This is a genomic window from Mesorhizobium sp. M0136 (assembly GCF_040322515.1).
Classification (GTDB): domain Bacteria; phylum Pseudomonadota; class Alphaproteobacteria; order Rhizobiales; family Rhizobiaceae; genus Mesorhizobium.
On sequence record NZ_JAMYTP010000013.1, the window covers coordinates 108,786 to 126,237 of the forward strand.

The 17,452-nt window shown below is 60.2% G+C and carries 19 protein-coding genes and 4 pseudogenes; 11 read left to right on the forward strand and 12 right to left on the reverse strand.

The window, feature by feature from the left end; all coding sequences use genetic code 11:
• Positions 1-241: 241 nt before the first annotated feature.
• Positions 242-507, reverse strand: a pseudogene (locus tag NKJ35_RS17465) (cold-shock protein).
• A gap of 338 nt (positions 508-845) precedes the next feature.
• Between NKJ35_RS17465 and NKJ35_RS17470 the strand changes: the two are divergent.
• A pseudogene (locus tag NKJ35_RS17470) lies at positions 846-1,099 on the forward strand (Ros/MucR family transcriptional regulator); the annotation flags it as partial.
• Between the two features lie 163 nt (positions 1,100-1,262).
• Here NKJ35_RS17470 and NKJ35_RS17475 read toward each other — a convergent pair.
• Positions 1,263-2,258: a LysR substrate-binding domain-containing protein gene (locus tag NKJ35_RS17475; protein WP_352648771.1), complete on the reverse strand. Its 996-nt coding sequence runs from the start codon at positions 2,256-2,258 to the stop codon at positions 1,263-1,265.
• 104 nt (positions 2,259-2,362) lie between these two features.
• Here NKJ35_RS17475 and NKJ35_RS17480 point away from each other — a divergent pair, with 104 nt between their 5' ends.
• The 8 genes and pseudogenes from NKJ35_RS17480 (at position 2,363) to NKJ35_RS17515 (ending at position 11,549) form a co-directional block, all read left to right on the forward strand.
• The gene (locus NKJ35_RS17480) at positions 2,363-3,895 is read left to right on the forward strand and encodes an ATP-binding cassette domain-containing protein (RefSeq protein ID WP_352648773.1); all 1,533 of its coding nucleotides are present in this window, start codon (positions 2,363-2,365) and stop codon (positions 3,893-3,895) included.
• Positions 3,892-4,896, forward strand: a complete 1,005-nt coding sequence (locus NKJ35_RS17485; protein WP_352648775.1) for an ABC transporter permease — start codon at positions 3,892-3,894, stop codon at positions 4,894-4,896. The genes NKJ35_RS17480 and NKJ35_RS17485 overlap by 4 nt, the downstream gene beginning before the upstream one ends.
• Positions 4,897-4,948: 52 nt before the next feature.
• On the forward strand, positions 4,949-5,881 hold the full coding sequence (locus NKJ35_RS17490; protein ID WP_502904649.1) for a substrate-binding domain-containing protein: 933 nt from the start codon (positions 4,949-4,951) through the stop codon (positions 5,879-5,881).
• Positions 5,882-6,013: 132 nt separating this feature from the next.
• A pseudogene (locus NKJ35_RS17495) lies at positions 6,014-6,824 on the forward strand (amidohydrolase family protein).
• 35 nt (positions 6,825-6,859) lie between these two features.
• A complete protein-coding gene (locus NKJ35_RS17500) occupies positions 6,860-7,612 on the forward strand; it encodes an SDR family NAD(P)-dependent oxidoreductase (protein ID WP_352648779.1) in 753 nt (250 codons plus the stop codon).
• A 19-nt stretch (positions 7,613-7,631) separates the two neighbouring features.
• Positions 7,632-8,471, forward strand: coding sequence for a transketolase (locus tag NKJ35_RS17505; RefSeq protein ID WP_502904306.1), 840 nt, complete (start codon positions 7,632-7,634; stop codon positions 8,469-8,471).
• Positions 8,468-9,493: a transketolase family protein gene (locus tag NKJ35_RS17510; RefSeq protein WP_502900079.1), complete on the forward strand. Its 1,026-nt coding sequence runs from the start codon at positions 8,468-8,470 to the stop codon at positions 9,491-9,493. The genes NKJ35_RS17505 and NKJ35_RS17510 overlap by 4 nt, the downstream gene beginning before the upstream one ends.
• Before the next feature lie 1,720 nt (positions 9,494-11,213).
• Positions 11,214-11,549, forward strand: coding sequence for a hypothetical protein (locus NKJ35_RS17515; RefSeq protein ID WP_352648781.1), 336 nt, complete (start codon positions 11,214-11,216; stop codon positions 11,547-11,549).
• A gap of 12 nt (positions 11,550-11,561) precedes the next feature.
• Here the strand turns inward: NKJ35_RS17515 and NKJ35_RS17520 are convergent, their stop codons facing one another.
• On the reverse strand, positions 11,562-11,840 hold the full coding sequence (locus NKJ35_RS17520) for a hypothetical protein (RefSeq protein WP_023722441.1): 279 nt from the start codon (positions 11,838-11,840) through the stop codon (positions 11,562-11,564).
• Positions 11,841-12,153: 313 nt separating this feature from the next.
• Here NKJ35_RS17520 and NKJ35_RS17525 point away from each other — a divergent pair, with 313 nt between their 5' ends.
• Both NKJ35_RS17525 and NKJ35_RS17530 read left to right on the forward strand, forming a co-directional pair.
• Positions 12,154-12,435, forward strand: coding sequence for a hypothetical protein (locus NKJ35_RS17525; RefSeq protein ID WP_023722439.1), 282 nt, complete (start codon positions 12,154-12,156; stop codon positions 12,433-12,435).
• A gap of 179 nt (positions 12,436-12,614) precedes the next feature.
• A complete protein-coding gene (locus NKJ35_RS17530; protein ID WP_023722438.1) occupies positions 12,615-12,803 on the forward strand; it encodes a hypothetical protein in 189 nt (62 codons plus the stop codon).
• 7 nt (positions 12,804-12,810) lie between these two features.
• Here NKJ35_RS17530 and NKJ35_RS17535 read toward each other — a convergent pair whose 3' ends face one another.
• From NKJ35_RS17535 to NKJ35_RS30920, 9 genes and pseudogenes are all read right to left on the reverse strand, one after another.
• Entirely contained in the window at positions 12,811-12,954 is a 144-nt protein-coding gene (locus NKJ35_RS17535) for a hypothetical protein (protein WP_352648783.1), read from the reverse strand.
• Positions 12,955-13,071: 117 nt separating this feature from the next.
• Positions 13,072-13,764 (reverse strand): hypothetical protein, encoded by a 693-nt coding sequence (locus tag NKJ35_RS17540; RefSeq protein ID WP_352648785.1) that lies wholly within the window; start codon positions 13,762-13,764, stop codon positions 13,072-13,074.
• Positions 13,667-14,437 carry a hypothetical protein gene (locus NKJ35_RS17545; protein ID WP_352648787.1) on the reverse strand — a complete coding sequence of 257 codons (771 nt, stop codon included), beginning with the start codon at positions 14,435-14,437 and terminating at the stop codon, positions 13,667-13,669. Before NKJ35_RS17545 ends, NKJ35_RS17540 begins: the two co-directional genes overlap by 98 nt.
• A 395-nt stretch (positions 14,438-14,832) precedes the next feature.
• A complete protein-coding gene (locus NKJ35_RS17550; RefSeq protein WP_031195317.1) occupies positions 14,833-15,012 on the reverse strand; it encodes a hypothetical protein in 180 nt (59 codons plus the stop codon).
• A gap of 241 nt (positions 15,013-15,253) precedes the next feature.
• A complete protein-coding gene (locus tag NKJ35_RS17555) occupies positions 15,254-15,811 on the reverse strand; it encodes a hypothetical protein (RefSeq protein ID WP_352648789.1) in 558 nt (185 codons plus the stop codon).
• 76 nt (positions 15,812-15,887) lie between these two features.
• Positions 15,888-16,115, reverse strand: coding sequence for a hypothetical protein (locus NKJ35_RS17560; protein ID WP_352648791.1), 228 nt, complete (start codon positions 16,113-16,115; stop codon positions 15,888-15,890).
• Between the two features lie 31 nt (positions 16,116-16,146).
• A complete protein-coding gene (locus NKJ35_RS17565) occupies positions 16,147-16,353 on the reverse strand; it encodes a helix-turn-helix transcriptional regulator (protein WP_352648793.1) in 207 nt (68 codons plus the stop codon).
• Between the two features lie 296 nt (positions 16,354-16,649).
• Positions 16,650-17,111 carry a tyrosine-type recombinase/integrase gene (locus NKJ35_RS17570; protein WP_352595194.1) on the reverse strand — a complete coding sequence of 154 codons (462 nt, stop codon included), beginning with the start codon at positions 17,109-17,111 and terminating at the stop codon, positions 16,650-16,652.
• Positions 17,002-17,343: pseudogene (locus NKJ35_RS30920) on the reverse strand (phage integrase central domain-containing protein); the annotation flags it as partial. The gene NKJ35_RS17570 and the pseudogene NKJ35_RS30920, both read right to left, overlap by 110 nt.
• Between the last annotated feature and the right edge of the window lie 109 nt (positions 17,344-17,452).

A 17,452-nucleotide genomic window follows, 5' to 3' on the forward strand; every position in this document is an offset into this window, starting at 1 on the left:
GCCTCAGTTTACCCGTTTCTCGCGCACAAGAAAAAAGCCGGACCAAAGGGTCCGGCCAGGTATGAAGGTTAAACCTCCAGAGGGGAACGCGCCGGACGAATGGGAGGAAACATCCGACGCAGCGCGCATATAGGTCAGCAAAGGTGACACTTCAACGACGTGCCGGTAGGCCACCGGACTTGATCGTCTTGGTGCACTGAAGTTGCGTGCTTGATGCGCTTGCCGAAATCACATGGCTGGTTCAGCCAGCCTTGCTCAGGTTGCCGGCCGACGATTTGCCGGTCCGCCGATCCTGTTCTATCTCATAGTTGACCTTCAGGCCGTCAACGAGCGTCGACAGGCCAGCGCGCTCGACAGCAGAATAGGGACAAACACGTCCTGTCCACCACTGTCGGGCTGAATGAAGCCAAACCCCTTGGTCGCGTTGAAATGCCGCCAGCTCAACCACGCCGCGGGACTCGATTGTTTCCGGCGTAGGTCGAATGGCTGTTTGGTTTTGTGGAACATCCAAATTAGCTGACGCGAGAGCTGAGACCGAGCTCTACGCCCAACCCACGTGATCCGATTTTGCGAGCTTTACAAACAGGTCAAACCAAAACCGATGCTAGGGTTCACCTCGATGGCCAAGCGTCTGGAACGCACAATACGCGACCGACGTCGTCGCGTCTTTGCCGTGTTTGTCGATCGCAGCGTCAATCGCAGAACTCCCATCCTCGTATTCCGCTATCGTGAGTTCTCACGTTGACCTCCTCAAACCTGCCCAGGAAAATTAATATTTGGGCGGCCCTGCGTCACCCCTGCATTTCAAGAAATCACGTCGATCGTAATGGAGACCCGATCAGTTCACATGGGACTACATCATCTCCCTTGAGGACGGAAAGAAATTCAAGTCGCTGAAGCGCCATCTGTCGACCCATTACGGGCTGACGCCGGATGAATATCGCGCCAAATGGGGTCTGCCGGCTGATTATCCCATGGTTGCCCCGAATTACGCCGCCGCGCGCTCGGCATTAGCCAAGACGATCGAGCTCGGCCGCAAACCAAAAGAGCCGCACGCGCCGGAGCCGAGAAGCGGAGCCGCAAGAAGGTCGCAGCTTGATTGATCTCTAGGGTCATTGTGGCGCGGGCAGCCAGAGGCACAATCGACGCATGAAAAGCGGGGCCAACCCGCCTTCCCTTGCACACAGCCTGCGTTTTTGCCAGCTCTTCAACCGTAACGTGCTGTCAATCTTCGTGTTGCCATGTCTTGAACGCCGAACTGTTCACGCCATTGGCGCCGCTTTGTCATCCCGTGCCCCGAAATGAGGCCGTCGTTCGAAGGATATGCGCAGTTGCTTATCCGCCAGAAACCGGCGAGCCAGATCGGTGTCGCGCTTACCCACGCGTGACACCCAGTCCGAAAACAGGCGAACCGCGCGCCGGTTCATATGCCGCGAAGGACAGACCAGCCAGTAACCCGGAAACTCGATGACCTCGAACTCCGTCGAGACCGGAACCAGAGAACCCGACGCCAGATCCTCGAATGCAATGGACGTGCTCTCCAGGACCACACCTGCACCGTCCTTCGCCAGTTGAACCGACATTGACGAACGGTCGAAACGATAGGGATACGTCATTCGGGCGCCCTGGATACCGTTGCGCGGCAGCCAATAATCCCACCGGAAATAGGCCTTCACACTGTCGATCAACCGCGCATGGCGAAGCTGCTCGCGCGGATCCGGTGAGATAGCGCGCAGTTCGGCAAGATAAGAAGGCGAGCACATCGGCAGGATCAGATCGTTGACGACGCAATCCGAATAAAGGCCGGCCCAGCCGCCATCGCCATAACGAAGATCGAGATCGATGACCTCCGTTTCGAAATCCGAGAAATTGGGCGTGGCGTCGACGCGCAAGTTCCAGCTCGGATAATCCTTGCTGAACTCGGCCAACCGAGGCGCCAGCCATTTCTCACCGAAGGAAGGACTGACGCGCAGGCTGAGCTGAAAGCTTTCGCGCTGCCGCACAATGGCATTACGCACCTCGCGTATGGATTCGAAAGCCTGGGTGGTGGTCTGGAAGAGCCGCTCACCGTCGATCGTGAGCGAGAGATGGCGCTTTTCGCGCTGAAAAAGCCGCACCCCGAGTTGGTGTTCGAGCAGCCGCAGCTGCTGGCTAACCGCCGAAGGTGTCACCTGCAATTCCTGCGCGGCCTTTGCCACACCGCCGAGCCGCGCGACCGCCTCGAAATGCGTCATCGAATTGAACTTGATGTCTGACATCGTCCTCGTCGGTTAAGCTCAGCTACACAGAATGTTTAAGAAACGAGAATTGAGCCGAATGTCAATCGGTCGCATCATCCTGTGGTCTCGGGAGGAGATACAGAATGGAACCGGGTGCAGCCCAAAGCTTGGGTAGTGCCGGCTATGTGCCGGCAGATGGACAGACGTTGAGCAGGAAGCCCCTGATCGAGGCTTCCAATGTCGAGAAGAACTACGGCGCAACGCGGGTCCTTCGGGGCGTGAGCTTTCAGGTCCGGCCTGGCGAAATCCACGCGCTCCTGGGCGGCAACGGCGCCGGCAAAAGCACTCTGATCCGCATCATCACCGGGCTGATCTCACGCGATGCCGGCGATATTAGCTTCGCCTCGTCGAAGGCCTGCCACACCAGCCCGATCATCGCGGTGGTGCATCAGGAGCTGGCGCTATTGCCCGAGCTGTCGGTCGCGGAAAATATCGGCATCGTGCATGCAAAGGCGGGCTGGTTCCAGATCAGCCGTCGCTGCATGCGGGAAATCGCGCTCGGAGCGCTCCGGCTGATCGACCCAGCGATCGGCGAAGAGATCATCGATCTGCCGGCACGCAAATTGTCCCTCCACGAAGGCCAGATCGTGGAGATTGCCCGCGCACTTTCGACTGGAGCGGAAGTGCTGCTTCTCGATGAGCCTACCGCGAACCTGACAGCCGCCGAGACGGTCAAACTCTTCTCGGTGCTAAAGCGGCTTGTGCGAGAAGAAGGCATTGGTATCGTCTTTGTTTCTCACCGTATGCGCGAAATCCGCGCGCTCTGCGATGTCTGCACGATCTTGCGCGATGGCGTCACGATCGCGAATGCCACGCCCCTGACCTCGCTCAGCGACGCGGACATCATCCAGCAGATGGGCCAACACGCGCAGCGTCCAGCAACCCACCGCAAACCGCAAAGGGGCCTCCCCCAGAGCCCACCGATCGAGCTGCTGGGCCCAAACAACGTCAGGATCGCAATTTTGTCCGGGACCATTTTGGGACTGGCCGGCGCACCGGCGGGCCCGACCGGCCTCATTGCTCCCCTTGTAGGTGCCGGACCCGGAGCTGGCTGGCGCCTTTCGGGCGGGGGTTTTGGGGACCGTTTCTCGTCCCCAGCGGCAGCGGCGCGGGCCGGTATCGGCTTTGTTTCGGGCGACCGCGCAACCAAGGGGGTCCTTTCGCAACTGCCCATCGTCGATGACGTGCTTGCAGCACGCAGGGTTCGCGAAAGGCGGCGGATCGTGGCCGCAGCCGAGCGGCAGGAATGTCACGATCTCATTTCAGCGCTGAAGTTGAAAGCCAGCTCGATCTGGGATCTGCCGGCCTCGTTGTCCGGCGGCAACCAGCAGAAGCTTCTCGTCGCACGGTGGCTTGGACTGCCGCTCCGGATGGTGGTGCTGGAAGAGCCGACGCGTGGCGTCGACATCGGCACCAAGCATGACATTTACGGTTTGATCCGGGAGATGGCCGACGCTGGCGCGATCATCATCTGGTGGTCGACCGAGAACGTCGAACTGCTCGAGCTTTGCGACGCCATTTTCGCCTTTGACACCGATGGGCGGCCAAAGGGCTTTCTGCCTGAAGAGCACTTCACCGAGGAGGGGCTCGCCGAACTGACGGGGATGGCGGCATGACCGACGCAACCGACGGCACCACCACAACGAAAAAATTTCGGACCACCACGTCGCGCGTCCCAGTAGTTCTTTTGTCCTACCGCACGGAAGTCGCGATTGCCGCTGCGATCGTCGTCCTGCTGCTGGCCGTCGGCATGTTGGTGCCCGCAGCACTCAGCATGGGCAATGTGCAAAACATCATCCAGGCCGCCGCGCCTCTCATAATCATGTCGCTCGGTGTTTTGCTGGTCGTCATTACCGGCGGAATCGATCTTTCGGTCGGTTCAGTCTTTTCCTTGACCGGTATGGTGACCGCGCTGGCGATGGCCAGTGGCGCCGACGGACTGACCGCCAGTGCTGCCGGCCTGGCCGTCGGCCTTGTCTTCGGCTCGATCAATGGTCTTCTGGTCACGGTCGTTGGGCTCGCGCCTTTCGTCGTCACGCTCATCACCTACGCGGTGGCGGGCAGTCTGGCCTTCATCGTCACGAATGGTCGTTCGATGCCGATCGGCGCGCCGGATTTCTGGCTCCTGAATTCGGGCGAGATTATCCCGGGCGTCCCCAACCATCTTCTGTTCTGCATCATATTGATGATCGCGCTGGAATACATCCTGCGCAAGGTCGTGGTGGGACGCTGGTTCTATGCCGTCGGCTCGTCGGCAGTTGCAGCCCGGCTGCTCGGCATCCCGGTGCTGCGCATCAAGTTCGCGGCCTATGTCGTATCGAGCCTGCTTGCTTCTTTCGCCGGGCTGTTGACCGTCAGCTACATCCTCAACGCCGAAGCGATGGCAGGGGCCAGCCTTATGCTGCAGGCCATTGCCGCCGTCGTCATCGGCGGGGCCAGCCTCTTTGGCGGAACAGGCAGTGCCATTGGCGCTGTGCTGGGCGCTCTGATGATCACCTGCATCCAGAACGGCGTGAATCTCATCGGCGTGAACAGCTTCTGGCAAGGCTCCGTCACAGGCGCCGCAATCCTGCTCGCGGTTCTGATCGACCGCTTCAGCAACAAGAACCGCATCTAGATCATCAACGGGAGGAACCAAGATGAAGTTGAAGACCATCCTGCTTGCGGCAATGGCCGCGGCCGCACTAACCAGCGCGTCATACTCTGAAGACAAGAAGACCGTAGCCTACATCGCCCCATCGCTGGACATCTCCTACTGGCAATGGGTCGGCTACGGCGTGAAGGAGAAGGCCAAGGAACTTGGCATGGACTATGTCGAGTACACTTCGGAAAACTCACCCGCCAAGCAGATGGACAATGCTCGGATCGCCGTGACCAAAGGCGTCGCGGCCATCGTGATCGGCCCCGTCAGCTCGACCTCGACACCGCCGCTGCTCGACTATCTGGCGAAGCAGAAAGTGCCGATCGCCTTCGCCGGCATCGGGCCGCAGCCGGGCCTCACCAACTATACGTCCTCGGTCACCGCGAACAACTATGAGACCGGCAAGGCGCAGGGGAAATTCACCTGCGAGCTTGCCAAGGAGCGTGGCGGCAACAAGGTTGGCATGCTGTCGCTGCCGCAGGACCGGGAGAATGCCCAGAAGTACCTCAAGGGCGCCAAGGAGGCGTTTGCCGCCGACGGCTGCGACCTCGTCCAGATGCTGGAAACGCGGGGTCTGACCATAAACGAGGCCGTCACCCAGGCAAACGACCTGTTGACCGCCAATCCCGACATCAAGGCCATCTACGGCATGTATGACGAAGCCGGCACCGGCGCCGCCAAGGTGGTCGAGACCCGGGGCCTCACCGGCAAGATCGGCATCACCGTGGCCGACGGCTCGCCGACCACGATCGCGCTGCTCAAGAAGGGAGCGCTCCAGGGCATCTTCTTCCAGGAGGCAGTAGGCCAAGGCATCGACGGAACTCAACAGGTCTACAACGCACTGACGGGCGCGGCGGTGACCCAGGATCTGGCCTTGGTCATGCCTCTTGTTACGGCCGACAAGGTTGATAGTCCCGAGGCCAAGAAGGTCATCGCCCGCGTCTTTCCCCCGAGCAACTGACCGCCACCCAATGGACCCGCCGGCTTGGCCGGCGGTCCAGACCTCAAGCAAGGAATCCCGACCGTGGCCGAGCTGCCGTTCATCGATCCGCACCATCATCTGTGGGATCTGGAGACCAATTTTTATCCGTGGCTGACCGACGGGGTTAAGCCGTCAGCCTTCGGTGACTACGAGGCGATCCGAAAAAGTTACCTTCTCGAGGACTATCTTGAGGATGGCAAGAACCAGAACCTGGTGAAATCGGTGCACCTGGATGTGGGGTTCGATCCCAGCGATCCGGTTGGGGAGACGCGCTGGCTGCAGGAGATCGCCGACAAGCGGGGGTTTCCGCATGGCATCGTCGGCTATGCCGACCTGTCTAGACCCGATGTTGGCGAGCTCCTCGACCGCCACATGGAACATCAGAACTTCCGCGGCATTCGGCAGTCGATGAACTACCATCCCGACGCCGCTAAGACATATCAGGCGCGGCCGGAGGTGAGCCGGACACCCGAATGGCGGCGTGGTTTCCGGGAGCTGGCGAAGCGACGGCTGAGCTTCGACCTGCAGCTCTACTATCCCCAGATGGGCGAGTTCCTCGAACTCGCGCGCGACTTTCCCGACGTCCAGATCATTCTCAATCACACCGGCATGCAGGTCGACGGCGCCGAGCATTTTGGCGCCTGGAAAAAAGGCATGCACCAGTTGGCGCAAGCGCCGAACGTCGCCTGCAAGATATCGGGCCTGGGCATGGGCGACTGGAAATGGACCGCGGCGACGATCCGTCCCTATGTCGAGGTTCGGCGTCGGCCGCTCGATGTTCGCGACGAACTTCCCCGTCGACAAGCTGTTCTCGAGCTTCGACGCCATTTTGAACGCCTTCAAGGAAATTACGATCGCCTACCCGCACGAGGAGCGGCTCGCGCTGTTCCATGACAACGCTGCCCGGTTCTACCGACTTTAGATCACCGGCAAACAGAAATAGCAGGAGAGTTCGACATGTTGCTGAAGGGCAAGGCCGTGGTGATTTCAGGGGCCGCGAGCCCTCGGGGGATAGGCCGCTCCACGGCAACGCTGATGGCGGAGCACGGGGCGCGCATTGCTATTCTTGACCTCGATGAGCAACAGGCCCGTGACGCCGCCGAGTCGCTTGGGCCCGAGCACATTGGCCTCGCCTGTAACGTCGCCGACCTCGATGCGTGCAAGAGGGCTGCTGCCGAAGTGGCCGAAGCCTTCGGCAAGGTCGACGTGCTGTGCAACATTGCCGGGATCACGCAGCCCGCAAAGACACTGGATATCGGCGCGGCTGACTGGGACCGCATCCTCGATGTCAACCTACGCGGCGTGCTCCATCTCAGCCAGGCATTCATCCCGAACATGCGCGAAAATGGCGGCGGCTCGATCATCTGCATGTCGTCGGTTTCGGCCCAGCGCGGCGGCGGCATCTTCGGTGGCCCGCACTATTCGGCTGCCAAGGCGGGTGTTCTGGGGCTTGCCAAGGCCATGGCGCGCGAATTCGGGTCCGACCGCATCCGCGTCAACTGTGTCACACCGGGCCTGATCCAGACCGACATCACCGGCGGCAAACTGACCGACGCCATGCGCGCCGACATCATCAAGGGAATCCCGCTCAGCCGGCTGGGCGACGCACGCGACGTCGCCGGCGCCTATCTCTTTCTGGCGTCCGATCTGGCCAGCTACATCACCGGCGCCGTGATCGACGTCAACGGTGGGATGCTGATCCATGGCTGAGAGGACACCGGATCTTGAGATGCCTCGCGCTGGCAGCAATGTCAGCCTGGCCGAACGAGCCTATCGTATCCGCCGACATGCCGTCCGGATGGGTCAAGTCCAGGGCCAAGGTTACGTCGGACAGGCGCTGGGTATCGCCGACGTGCTTGCCGTCGCCTATTTCCATGCGCTTCACTACCGGCCGGACGACACGCTGTGGGAGGGACGCGACCGCTTCCTGCTGTCGATCGGACACTACGCCATCGCGCTCTACGCGGCGCTGATCGAAGCGGGCGTGCTACCGGAGGAAGAGCTCGAGACCTATGGCAGCGACGATAGCCGCATGCCGATGTCCGGCATGGCGGCATACACGCCCGGCATGGAGATCACCGGCGGCTCGCTCGGTCACGGCCTTGGCATCGCTGTCGGTATGTGCATGGGGCTGAGGCGCAAGCAGAGCGACAGTTTCGTCTATAACCTCCTGTCCGACGGCGAACTCGGCGAGGGTTCGACCTGGGAAGCCGCGATGTCGGCCGCCCACCACAAGCTCGACAATCTCATTGCCATTGTCGACTTCAATAATCAGCAGGCCGATGGTCCGTCGACGGCCATGCTCTCCTCCGAACCGGTGACCGACAAGTTCGAGGCGTTCGGCTGGCATGCGCAGCGCGTCGACGGCAACGACATCGAGGCGGTCCGCAAGGCCTTCGACATGGCGCGCGGCCTGAAGGAACCTCGTCCGCGTGTGATCGTTTGCGATACGCGCATGGCCAAGGGTGTGCCATTCCTGGAAACCCGCGACATCACGCATTTCATCCGCGTCGAACCGCACGAATGGACGTTAGCGCTCGAAGCTTTGGAAAAGGGACGTCCGCGTTGAGGTTGTCAAAGTTCGCGCCGCGCCACGCCGCCAATGCGGGCGAGCGCAAGACCACATCGGCGATGATCGCGTCGATCGCGCCCGATGGCGTACCGACACGCAATGCGCCGTTCGGGCACACACTGGCCAGACTGGCGCACCAGCGGCCCGGGATAGTTGGCCTGACGGCGGACCTCGCGAAATACACCGATCTCCATGTCTTCGCACAGGAGCATCCGGACCGCTTCTATCAGATGGGCATGGCGGAGCAGGTGCTGATGAGCGCCGCCGCCGGCTTGGCGCGGGAGGGTTTTACGCCCTTCGCCACCACCTACGCCGTCTTCGCATCGCGACGTGCCTACGATTTCATCTGCATGGCGATCGCCGAGGAGAGACTCAATGTGAAGATCGTCTGCGCCTTACCGGGGCTGACGACCGGCTACGGCCCCAGCCACCAGGCGACGGAGGACATCGCGATCTTCCGCGGGATGCCGAACCTGACGATCATCGACCCTTGCGACGCGCTCGACATCGAACAGGCGACGGAAGCAATCGCGGACTACAACGGGCCGGTCTACATGCGGCTGTTGCGCGGCAAGGTCCCTGTCGTGCTCGACGAGTACGATTACACATTCCAAATCGGCAAGGCACGCCTGTTGCGCGAGGGTGAGGATGTGCTGTTCATTTCAAGCGGCCTGATGACCATGCGCGCGCTGGAGGCGGCGAAGGCGCTTGAAGCCGACAGGATCGGCTGCGCCGTTCTGCACGTTCCGACGATCAAGCCTCTGGACACGGAGACGATACTTGCCGCGGCGCGCCGTCCGGGACGGCTAATGATAGTGACCGAGAACCACACCATCATCGGTGGGCTGGGCGAAGGTGTCGCCGCGCTGCTGATGCGGGAGGGAGTGGCCCCAGTCTTTCGGCAGATCGCCCTGCCGGACGAGTTCCTCGACGCTGGCGCGCTGCCGACGCTTCACGATCGCTACGGGATCTCAACTTCCGAGCTCGTGCGCCGCGTCCGCACTTGGAGCGAGAAGTAAGAGCTCTCCCCATGCAACAGTTGAGCCATCGACTTGAACTGTGAGCTGGCTAACCCCGCCGCGGTTGTCGCGCTCGTCACAGCGTTGTGGACTAAGGACCTGGGCTTCCCTGATGCCTGTCAATCGGGCACATCCTGCGCGGCACTGATTGAGCACCGGCCTCCTGTTCAGATGCGGCTGGACGAGCTGTCTTCCAGTGGTAAGGAGAGAACTTCCTAGGATCTTGAACACACATCGAGGGCATTCGAGGACTTGGTGTCAGGCCCCCTGGTGCCGGTCTCCCGCGAGTTCGACGTAAGCAAGTTTCGGGATGTTGGCTCGTCTGTCCTTCGCGGCATATGGACCGGCGCGCGGCTCGCCTGTTCTCGGAACGGGTGTCACGGCACCGGTTTGGTCGAAGGTTGGTGGCGCGAAGCGAAAGAAGCTGGCCGCAACTACCTCGCCCGCCAGCAGGGCGACGCCGTCCTGGCCGCCGCCGGCTACAACTTCTCGCTCCTGCTCCGGTAGCGGAAGGCTCTTTTGGGGCTACTCATCGCCGCCCTCAAAAGTCAGCCGAAGGAACTCGAAGCCTGACGGCCGATTACGGACATCTGCTGTTCGAGCAGGCAATCCCGAGCGACAACGGTGTCGTTGACGAACTGCGGCCTCATTTCGAGTCCGCCCATCTCGACGCACGGGAAGTGTATCATCGTACATCAGGATCGACTTCCATCCTGCGCCAACGGGCCCAGACTCCGGTATCATGCAGAGGTGGAAAGCTCATCTTCGATCTGGCTCGCGATCCGGCTCGCGTTCGTGAGGTTTCCCTGCGCCACCGGTCGCCGGGCTGAAGCGTCAGGATATCGGCGAAGACGCGGCATTCTTGAGCGTCCAGCTTGGGCGCGAGCCAAAGAGTAAATTCGGATCGCAGCAATGTTACGATCGCAAGCGGTGACACTCGGTCCGTAGGCCCAACTTTGATCAATCGCGGCCGGGCGCCAATCTTTCACCGCAGGTCCCCGAGCGCGCGCATGCAGTGCCTCCCAGCATTTGTCGGCCGGCGAGCAACGAATTTGCCCTGCAGTGGATGACATTTAGCTGGCCAATCTGCTTGCGGTGATCGATGCGGGGGCAGCATTGTTGGGGTTTGCACGAAATCCGCGTCGCACTGAGCCGGCATCAGCCGCCCCGATCTCGCCAAGCAACAAGGACAGGCCGCACCTAACCCAAGGCCACCGAAGCGGCACGGACGTTCAGTCGATGTTTACCATTCGCTATTATCTTTCGCGAAGCGGCAAGGTTCTGAGTACCGCGCAAGTCAAAGGGCCTGCTCCAGACAATGGGGCGGGCCTTTTTGCGTCACTTAGGAGAACGGACTCCAACGAATTGCCGGTTAGCTGAAAAATAGGCCCCAGGCTGTGAAACGTCCAACGTGGCCGGGTTGTTGGTGCATCCGCAATCGGTTGGAAGGCAGGCCCCATTCTCGCGATACTCTGCCAGCGTCAGGGCTGGGCCAGCGGTAGGTTAGGGCGTCACGACCCGCAACATGGCGGCTTCATAGACGAACGAAACACGATTTCGTCCATGTTGTTTCGCTTCAAAAAGGCACCGTCCGGCAGTGCGAAGGACGTCCTGAGCATCTGGGAGAGATTTCCGCGCCTCCAATGCTGACAGTCACTTTCACGCCATGAGAGCGCGTTTAATTAAGTTGGGGTCAATTCGTGGCAGCAGGGTTCGTGCTATGAAGAAGGGACCGGTTCCCAACCGCGGCGAGGCACTTGCCTTCATCAGTGCCAGTCTCAAAGAACTGCAGGCACTGCGCGGCGGGTCTCGTGTATTGTCGCGTCGACTGACCAGTGCGCTTGATGCGCATGGTGGATGCGGTGGGTTCACTTGGGTGACCGCGAGCCCCATCGATGTTTCCTGGTCCAGGGAACCAAAACCTTTAACCGGTGCGAAGAAAAGGCATGACGTCGGCGCGAAAAAACAGCCGGACGGTCACTCCCCTCCGCCAGATGCCGTTGATTCCATTGAACCTTTTGTCGGTATCTTCTTGCGGCCCCAATTTCGGCCCTAACGGACAGACTCGTCAGTGAGTCGTGGGGCTCGGGAACAGGAACTTGTACCCTTCCTTGAGAATCCACCGGGCGCGGGCGAGATGAGTTTCCCAGGCTCGGTGCGCCCGCTTCGGTTCCTTCTCGGGATCGATATGCAGCACAGTCCTGGCAACCACGCGCCAATCCTCGTCGTCATAGGCGGCGTCCAGCAGCCACATATACATGGCGACGCGTTTATTGTCGTATGGGGTGAGGTAGGGCTCGCTTGGCGCTTCGTCCGCGACCTCGGGATCCGGAAGCGGGCTGACCACTACGCCGCCTTCTTCGGGTCGCCGATGACGCGCGCCGGCAGATACGCTGGAGCCGGGGGCGGCAGCAAAAAATTGTTGTCAGCTGCAGTGCTCATGGGCGCAATATACATTGCGAATAGTGCCCATTCAACGCTGCGATCAAGATGGACGCGGCACGAGTCTTGCATGGCGCTCAGCACGGCGAAGACCAAAGAAAACCGCGTGCGCTCCCTCGGCCATATCAATCGATTTTGTCCGACGTGTCACATCCGCGTGATCTAGCGACACCTAATGAAAGCGGCTAAGGGGGACCGTGGTTTGGGGAAAAATTCTTATGAACAGCCAAAAAGACGCAGAGCGTATCCGTGCCGAAATGTCGATCGCACAGGCGATTTACGACGCCATTTGCGAGATGAACGGATCTTCGTACAGGCAAGACAAAGTACCTTTGCGGTGGGATACTTCGTCAGGCACACCGTTGAGCCTGATGAGTATTGACGGCTTTTTCGAATTGCGGGAACTGGCCCGGCGGATAGCGTCGAAGATCGACACGCCTGCGCTCATCAGTCTCAAAAGCCACACCGCGCAGCCGTCGAAAAAGATTGACTTCCACTAGGGTAGATTTGCGATCGCCGTGAAAAGGTTGCTCGAGATCACGTCGAGGATGGCATCCACCTGGCCCGTGGCGCGGTTGTCGCGCTGGTCGACGCCATCCGCGCCTGCGAGGTCGGTGACGCTTGCGCCGGCCCAAGCACGCGCGCATTCTGCCCCGAACCAAAAACTGGGGAGGGCCGAATGTTCGAAATCGGAAGAGATTACCGCATCACCATGATTGTAGCGGTTCCGGGCGACTGGAGCGACGAAACTGGCGTCTGGACGGTCGCGGAAGTTGATGGGACGCTAGTGAAACTCACCAATCCCTACACCCCGGACACGATCATTAACACGGCGTCATGGCATTTCGTCCGCGCCGAGATTGTCTAGGCGCAACTTAGAAGTTGTCGAACAGCCCCGCCGCCATCATGCCGCCGATCAGGTCCTGTCCAAGATTGTTGGGGTGAGTTCCGTCTCCAGGACCCATCCAATGAACGTAGTTGAACTGGTTGATGATGCAGCGGCGGTACAGATCGACCACTGGCACCCTGTTTAGGGCGCAGACCTCAAGCATGGCGTTGGTAGTCGATCAGCTGGCTTCCGGCCCCTCCCGCAGTGCCGTCCAGCGTCCGCCATATCGGCGTCGTGAAGATGAGCTTCAGGTTCGGCGGGCGGTCATGATCGTCTGGATGCCGTAGTTGATGGCTCCCTTGAAGGTCGCCCCGGTTATGTCCGCATTGGTGCCGATGGGGCACGTCGGGCCGGCGCCGGTGAAGTCGTTGGTGCCGAACGAGGGGATCAGGTAATCCAGCAGGCTGTAATCCACCGATGCCATGCGCGCTGCAATCGCTGGAAAGGTGCCTCCGATGACCGTTGCTGCGGCTATCTGTTGGGAAAAATCACCGGAGGCAATGGCATCGGCCAGCCCGTAAAACGAGAACTTGTCATAGTTCGCAGCATGGTTGGCCATGCGGGTACCGCCGCCGCAGTTGGTGATCGTCATGCCGGTGCGCTGGGCAATCTTGGCGGTCGGCGTGATGCCCGGCCAGATGACACTTTCGATGATGCTATCGCCGAAGTGCGCACCGATCTTGCCGGCGAACTGCGAGGCCGGCACGTAGGCAACGTCCTTGGCCAGTTTGTCAAACCGGCCATGGTTATCGATCACCCGGCCCGGTGCCTTCTGGATGGCCCAGCCGAGAAGGTAGGCATCCGCGGCCAAGGCCCCTGTCGGAAGAATGCGGAGCTGGTGATTAAGGCCGTAGGTAACGTCGTTCTGGGTGACCACGATGGGCAGCGAAATATACGTCAGGCCATTGACCGTTTTGGTTATCTGAGCGGTCTGGGTCACCCCGGACGACGCCGGAATGTAGTGGATGAACTGGATGGACTGGGCACTCCCCGCCATGAAGGCGAAGATACACCAGACAGTTTCTCCCACCGTCAACCCTGCTTCGGCTACGGGCGTCTTGATGTCGTGCAGCGTGGCCGGCCGGCAGCTTGATGGCCTTGGTGCCGAAGGGCGAGCCTGCCGGCGCGTTGACCAGAACAGGAGGAAACCCGCCAGCCGATGCTCCGATCAGGGGGTTGCCAGCATAGTCGTTGGTGACGCCGCTGGCCGCAATGCGGAAGAACGGGTCGATGTTAAGCTTCGGGTGCGCATCCTCCGCCACCATGGCCGCAGATTGGAGAGCCCCGCCGATGTAGGTCAGGCGTGACTTGGCCTTCTGGACAGCCCAGCCGAGCACGAACAGGCCATTCGCACCGACGCCGGCAGCGATGTTGAGCCGAACCAGCAGGCTCGTGCCAAACGTGACATCGTTCTGGGTCGGCGTGACGGTCACCCCAACGCTCATGTAGCCCAGCCCGCCCGCCACTGCCGGGTTGACCGTGTTGCTCTCGTTGTGCGCCACCCCGGATGACACCGCGATGCTGCCGATGATCTGAAGGCTTTGTGCGGCGATCAGATCAACGATGATTTCAACGGGTTCACCAACCCGCAGGCCGAGGTCGGCAGCGGACACTTTGAGTCCAAAAGCTGGGCAGCGCTATGCAGGCATCCAACGAACGTGGATCTGGATTCTTCCCTCTTGGCCTGCCGTCCTTTCGGCTCCGGTCGACATGCAGTCCCGCGTCAGTGGGCAGGTTGTCGTTGGCGGCCTGCGGAAGGCGCTCTCGAACGATGAGCCACAATGCGGCGGCCCCCTTCCCGTCGTGCTTTTTCAGCCAATTCCAAGCTGGCCGACCGCCACGAAAACGAATCCGTACAGCGGTGCGCTTCTCCGCCGGGTTGGCCTTCAGGAAGGCGTCTGTTGCTTCTAGTATTTTCCTTGCGGGTGGTCTTTGTCATGGGTGGTCATCCCAATTCGAGAAACCGGCCAGGCCGGTAGTCCGTTTCCGCAATGCGCGGGACGGGTAGTCAGTCGTCATCCTTTAAATCTTCGGCTTCGTCCTTGAGCTTCTGCCAGTCAGCGCCGTGCTTCCGCAATAATGTGCGCGCCTGTTTGGCCGATAGGTCCGTGACTTCGGTAAGGTGCTCTACCTCAAGTTCTGCGCCCTTCTTAACGCGGCTATCGTCGCTCTTTTTCTTCACGGCCATGTCTCCGCGCTCCTCGCCCATCGATCAGAGGCAACGAGCGCTAGTGAGCATTGTTCCGGACCTGTGGAACTATCTGCCCGCCGCATTGGTTTCTCCATTGAAAGGAGGACGATCATGCTAAAATTTTTACTTGGTCTTGGCGCGCTCATGCGGTGTTCCAAATCGGCCGAGACTTACAACGACAATCCTCCTAAGTCCCGCTTCAAGATGACCTGGTTTGACGACATTGCTGATAGCCGCCCTAAGAACTTTCTCTCAAGGGCGTCTCTCTCTCTCTCTCGATGTAAATAATCCCGGCCGTGTCGGCGTCACATTCTGGAATGTTGTCGACCACAACGCACCAGCGGAGGGCCTCACTGATATCTGCAGGTTCGTTGTCGGATCGCGGCTGTAACAGTTCGCGCTTGAACGTGTAGTGGTCCCAGGCCACGTCTTCCGGCGCAACCATGATCGATCCGCCTGTCCTGGCCATATTGCCGTAGTGAAAACTGGCCAGCCTCTCTGCGTCGCCATTGTTGATAAGGTCGAGGAACGTTTCTGCTTCAGTGTGGGTGCGGTCATTCGGCGTCGGCTCCATGAGCGCGGCAACAGCGGCGCTGGCAATTTCGGCAACAAGAGAACGAGAAAACGTGACGACGCGCCCACCATGAGCGTTCGGCGCGAAAACGGCGAAGCCGCCATCGGGTCGCTTGGACACCTTCAGATAATAGATTTTCACGGCATCATTCAGTGCTACGTCGACGCGCGCAATGACGTTGCCGCAGCCTGGCGGTTCCGGTCGGGCATCAAGGATTTTCAAGGGGAGCGGTCCAGTCTTGGAGTGCCGCCGTTGGTCGGCGGTGTTTTTTGAAGAAACGCGCGGCCCGTCAGTGTGCTCACTCTCGAGCGATGCGCATTGCTGTCATTTCAATCAATTCGCCAAGGAAGCGGATGCCGACTAAGCCCTGCGCTTCTCGATCTTTGTCTGTTCGGTCGATGGGCCACTCCTCTTGCAGTAGGTGCAAGCCGGTTGCGAACTTTTCCCTATTGAAGTCCGGAACATCCTCTATCAAGCGGATCAGAAGATGCTGCAGGAACGCCTTCTCGGTAGCCTTCCAAAGCATAAACATTTCGCAACAGTTTCGGCATTGTGGCTCATGCTGCCGCGCTCGCGGCGATACGCTTATCAATCCACTCTTCGACCTCGGCACGCATATATGCACTAGGTCGTTCGGATAGCGAAACGGGCTTCGGGAACCCCCCGGCTTCGGCCATCAAAATCAATAGTGTACGAGAAAGAGACGTGGCTGCCGCCGCGTCTTTTGGTGCGATCAGGCGCGGTCGGTTGTCGTTTGCTGTCATCGGAATCCCCATTGCAACCCGGCGCAAAAAGAGCGTGCGGAAAATCCAACGTGCGAAGGGGCACGTTCAAAATCTGAATCTTTAGAGAGGGATTCGGGTCGCCGTTAACTTAGGCGAGGTAAGCCAAGGTAAAGAACAATATGCGTTTTCGCCTGTAATGTCAATATGGTCAACGGGCTTTATTTTCACAATACTGTGCCAGTCTACCATCAAGCCGCGTCTTTTTTGCGACGCGGTGCCACGTCTGTATGCGGCTTCGGTCTTGTCCTTGAGCACATGAGCCAAGGCCGCCGCGGCTACATCGCGCGGGTAATCGGTCTATCGCCAGCCCAATCACGGAACGATGAGCGCAGACCATGCAAGGTCGCATCGCCCGCACCAGCGGCCCTAAGCGCCTTCGTCATCGCTGTGTCGCTGATTGGCCTTCCGTCGCGTCCACCTTCGAACACCAGATCGCTGGTCGACTGCTGCTGTGTAGCGCGGAGGATTGTCACGGCGCGCTCGGAAAGCGGAACCTCATGGTCGCGCGCAGCCTTCATCTTTGCGGCGGGTACCGTCCACAAGGCCGCATCAAGGTCGATCTCCGGCCACACTGCGCCGCGAACCTCACTGGAACGCGCTGCGGTCAATGCGGCGAACTCCACAGCCCTAGCTGACACGCCAGCGGCGGCTCGTAGGCGCTTGATGATGGCAGGCAGTTCCTTGTAGCCGACTGCTGCGTGATGGCCGCGCGTGAGCTTCTGTCGAGCCGGAAGCATATCCTTCAGGCCTCTCCGCCAGTCGGCAGGGTTGTCGCCGACATAAAAGCCGCCTCGCCTTCGCGTGATCCATTACTGCTGCAATGCACATGCGGAGGCGGTCAGCAGTCTCTGGTATCTTCTCCCAGATCGGCTTCAGCGTCTCGACCACGTCGTCGCGCGCGATCTCGGCGATCGGCCTCTTGTGCAGCGGCTTGGCATATTCACGCAACGTCATCGACCACTGCGCCTTGTGCTTCCCATTGCGGAAGACTTCTCCTTCACCGCTATCTTCATCGGAAAGCGAGCCGGGAAAGTGTCTCGCTTGACGATTCGAAAGACCCGCTGTTTATAGCTTTTTC

Bases quoted from the DNA above. Each gene is read 5' to 3' on its own strand.
- NKJ35_RS17570 (WP_352595194.1), bottom strand. From the start codon at position 17,111: ATGCTTCCGGCTCGACAGAAGCTCACGCGCGGCCATCACGCAGCAGTC.
- NKJ35_RS17530 (WP_023722438.1), top strand. From the start codon at position 12,615: ATGTTCGAAATCGGAAGAGATTACCGCATCACCATGATTGTAGCGGTT.
- NKJ35_RS17525 (WP_023722439.1), top strand. From the start codon at position 12,154: ATGAACAGCCAAAAAGACGCAGAGCGTATCCGTGCCGAAATGTCGATC.
- NKJ35_RS17485 (WP_352648775.1), top strand. From the start codon at position 3,892: ATGACCGACGCAACCGACGGCACCACCACAACGAAAAAATTTCGGACC.
- NKJ35_RS17565 (WP_352648793.1), bottom strand. From the start codon at position 16,353: ATGACAGCAAACGACAACCGACCGCGCCTGATCGCACCAAAAGACGCG.
- NKJ35_RS17505 (WP_502904306.1), top strand. From the start codon at position 7,632: ATGCCTCGCGCTGGCAGCAATGTCAGCCTGGCCGAACGAGCCTATCGT.
- NKJ35_RS17515 (WP_352648781.1), top strand. From the start codon at position 11,214: ATGAAGAAGGGACCGGTTCCCAACCGCGGCGAGGCACTTGCCTTCATC.
- NKJ35_RS17480 (WP_352648773.1), top strand. From the start codon at position 2,363: ATGGAACCGGGTGCAGCCCAAAGCTTGGGTAGTGCCGGCTATGTGCCG.
- NKJ35_RS17500 (WP_352648779.1), top strand. From the start codon at position 6,860: ATGTTGCTGAAGGGCAAGGCCGTGGTGATTTCAGGGGCCGCGAGCCCT.
- NKJ35_RS17550 (WP_031195317.1), bottom strand. From the start codon at position 15,012: ATGGCCGTGAAGAAAAAGAGCGACGATAGCCGCGTTAAGAAGGGCGCA.
- NKJ35_RS17560 (WP_352648791.1), bottom strand. From the start codon at position 16,115: ATGCTTTGGAAGGCTACCGAGAAGGCGTTCCTGCAGCATCTTCTGATC.
- NKJ35_RS17490 (WP_502904649.1), top strand. From the start codon at position 4,949: ATGGCCGCGGCCGCACTAACCAGCGCGTCATACTCTGAAGACAAGAAG.
- NKJ35_RS17475 (WP_352648771.1), bottom strand. From the start codon at position 2,258: ATGTCAGACATCAAGTTCAATTCGATGACGCATTTCGAGGCGGTCGCG.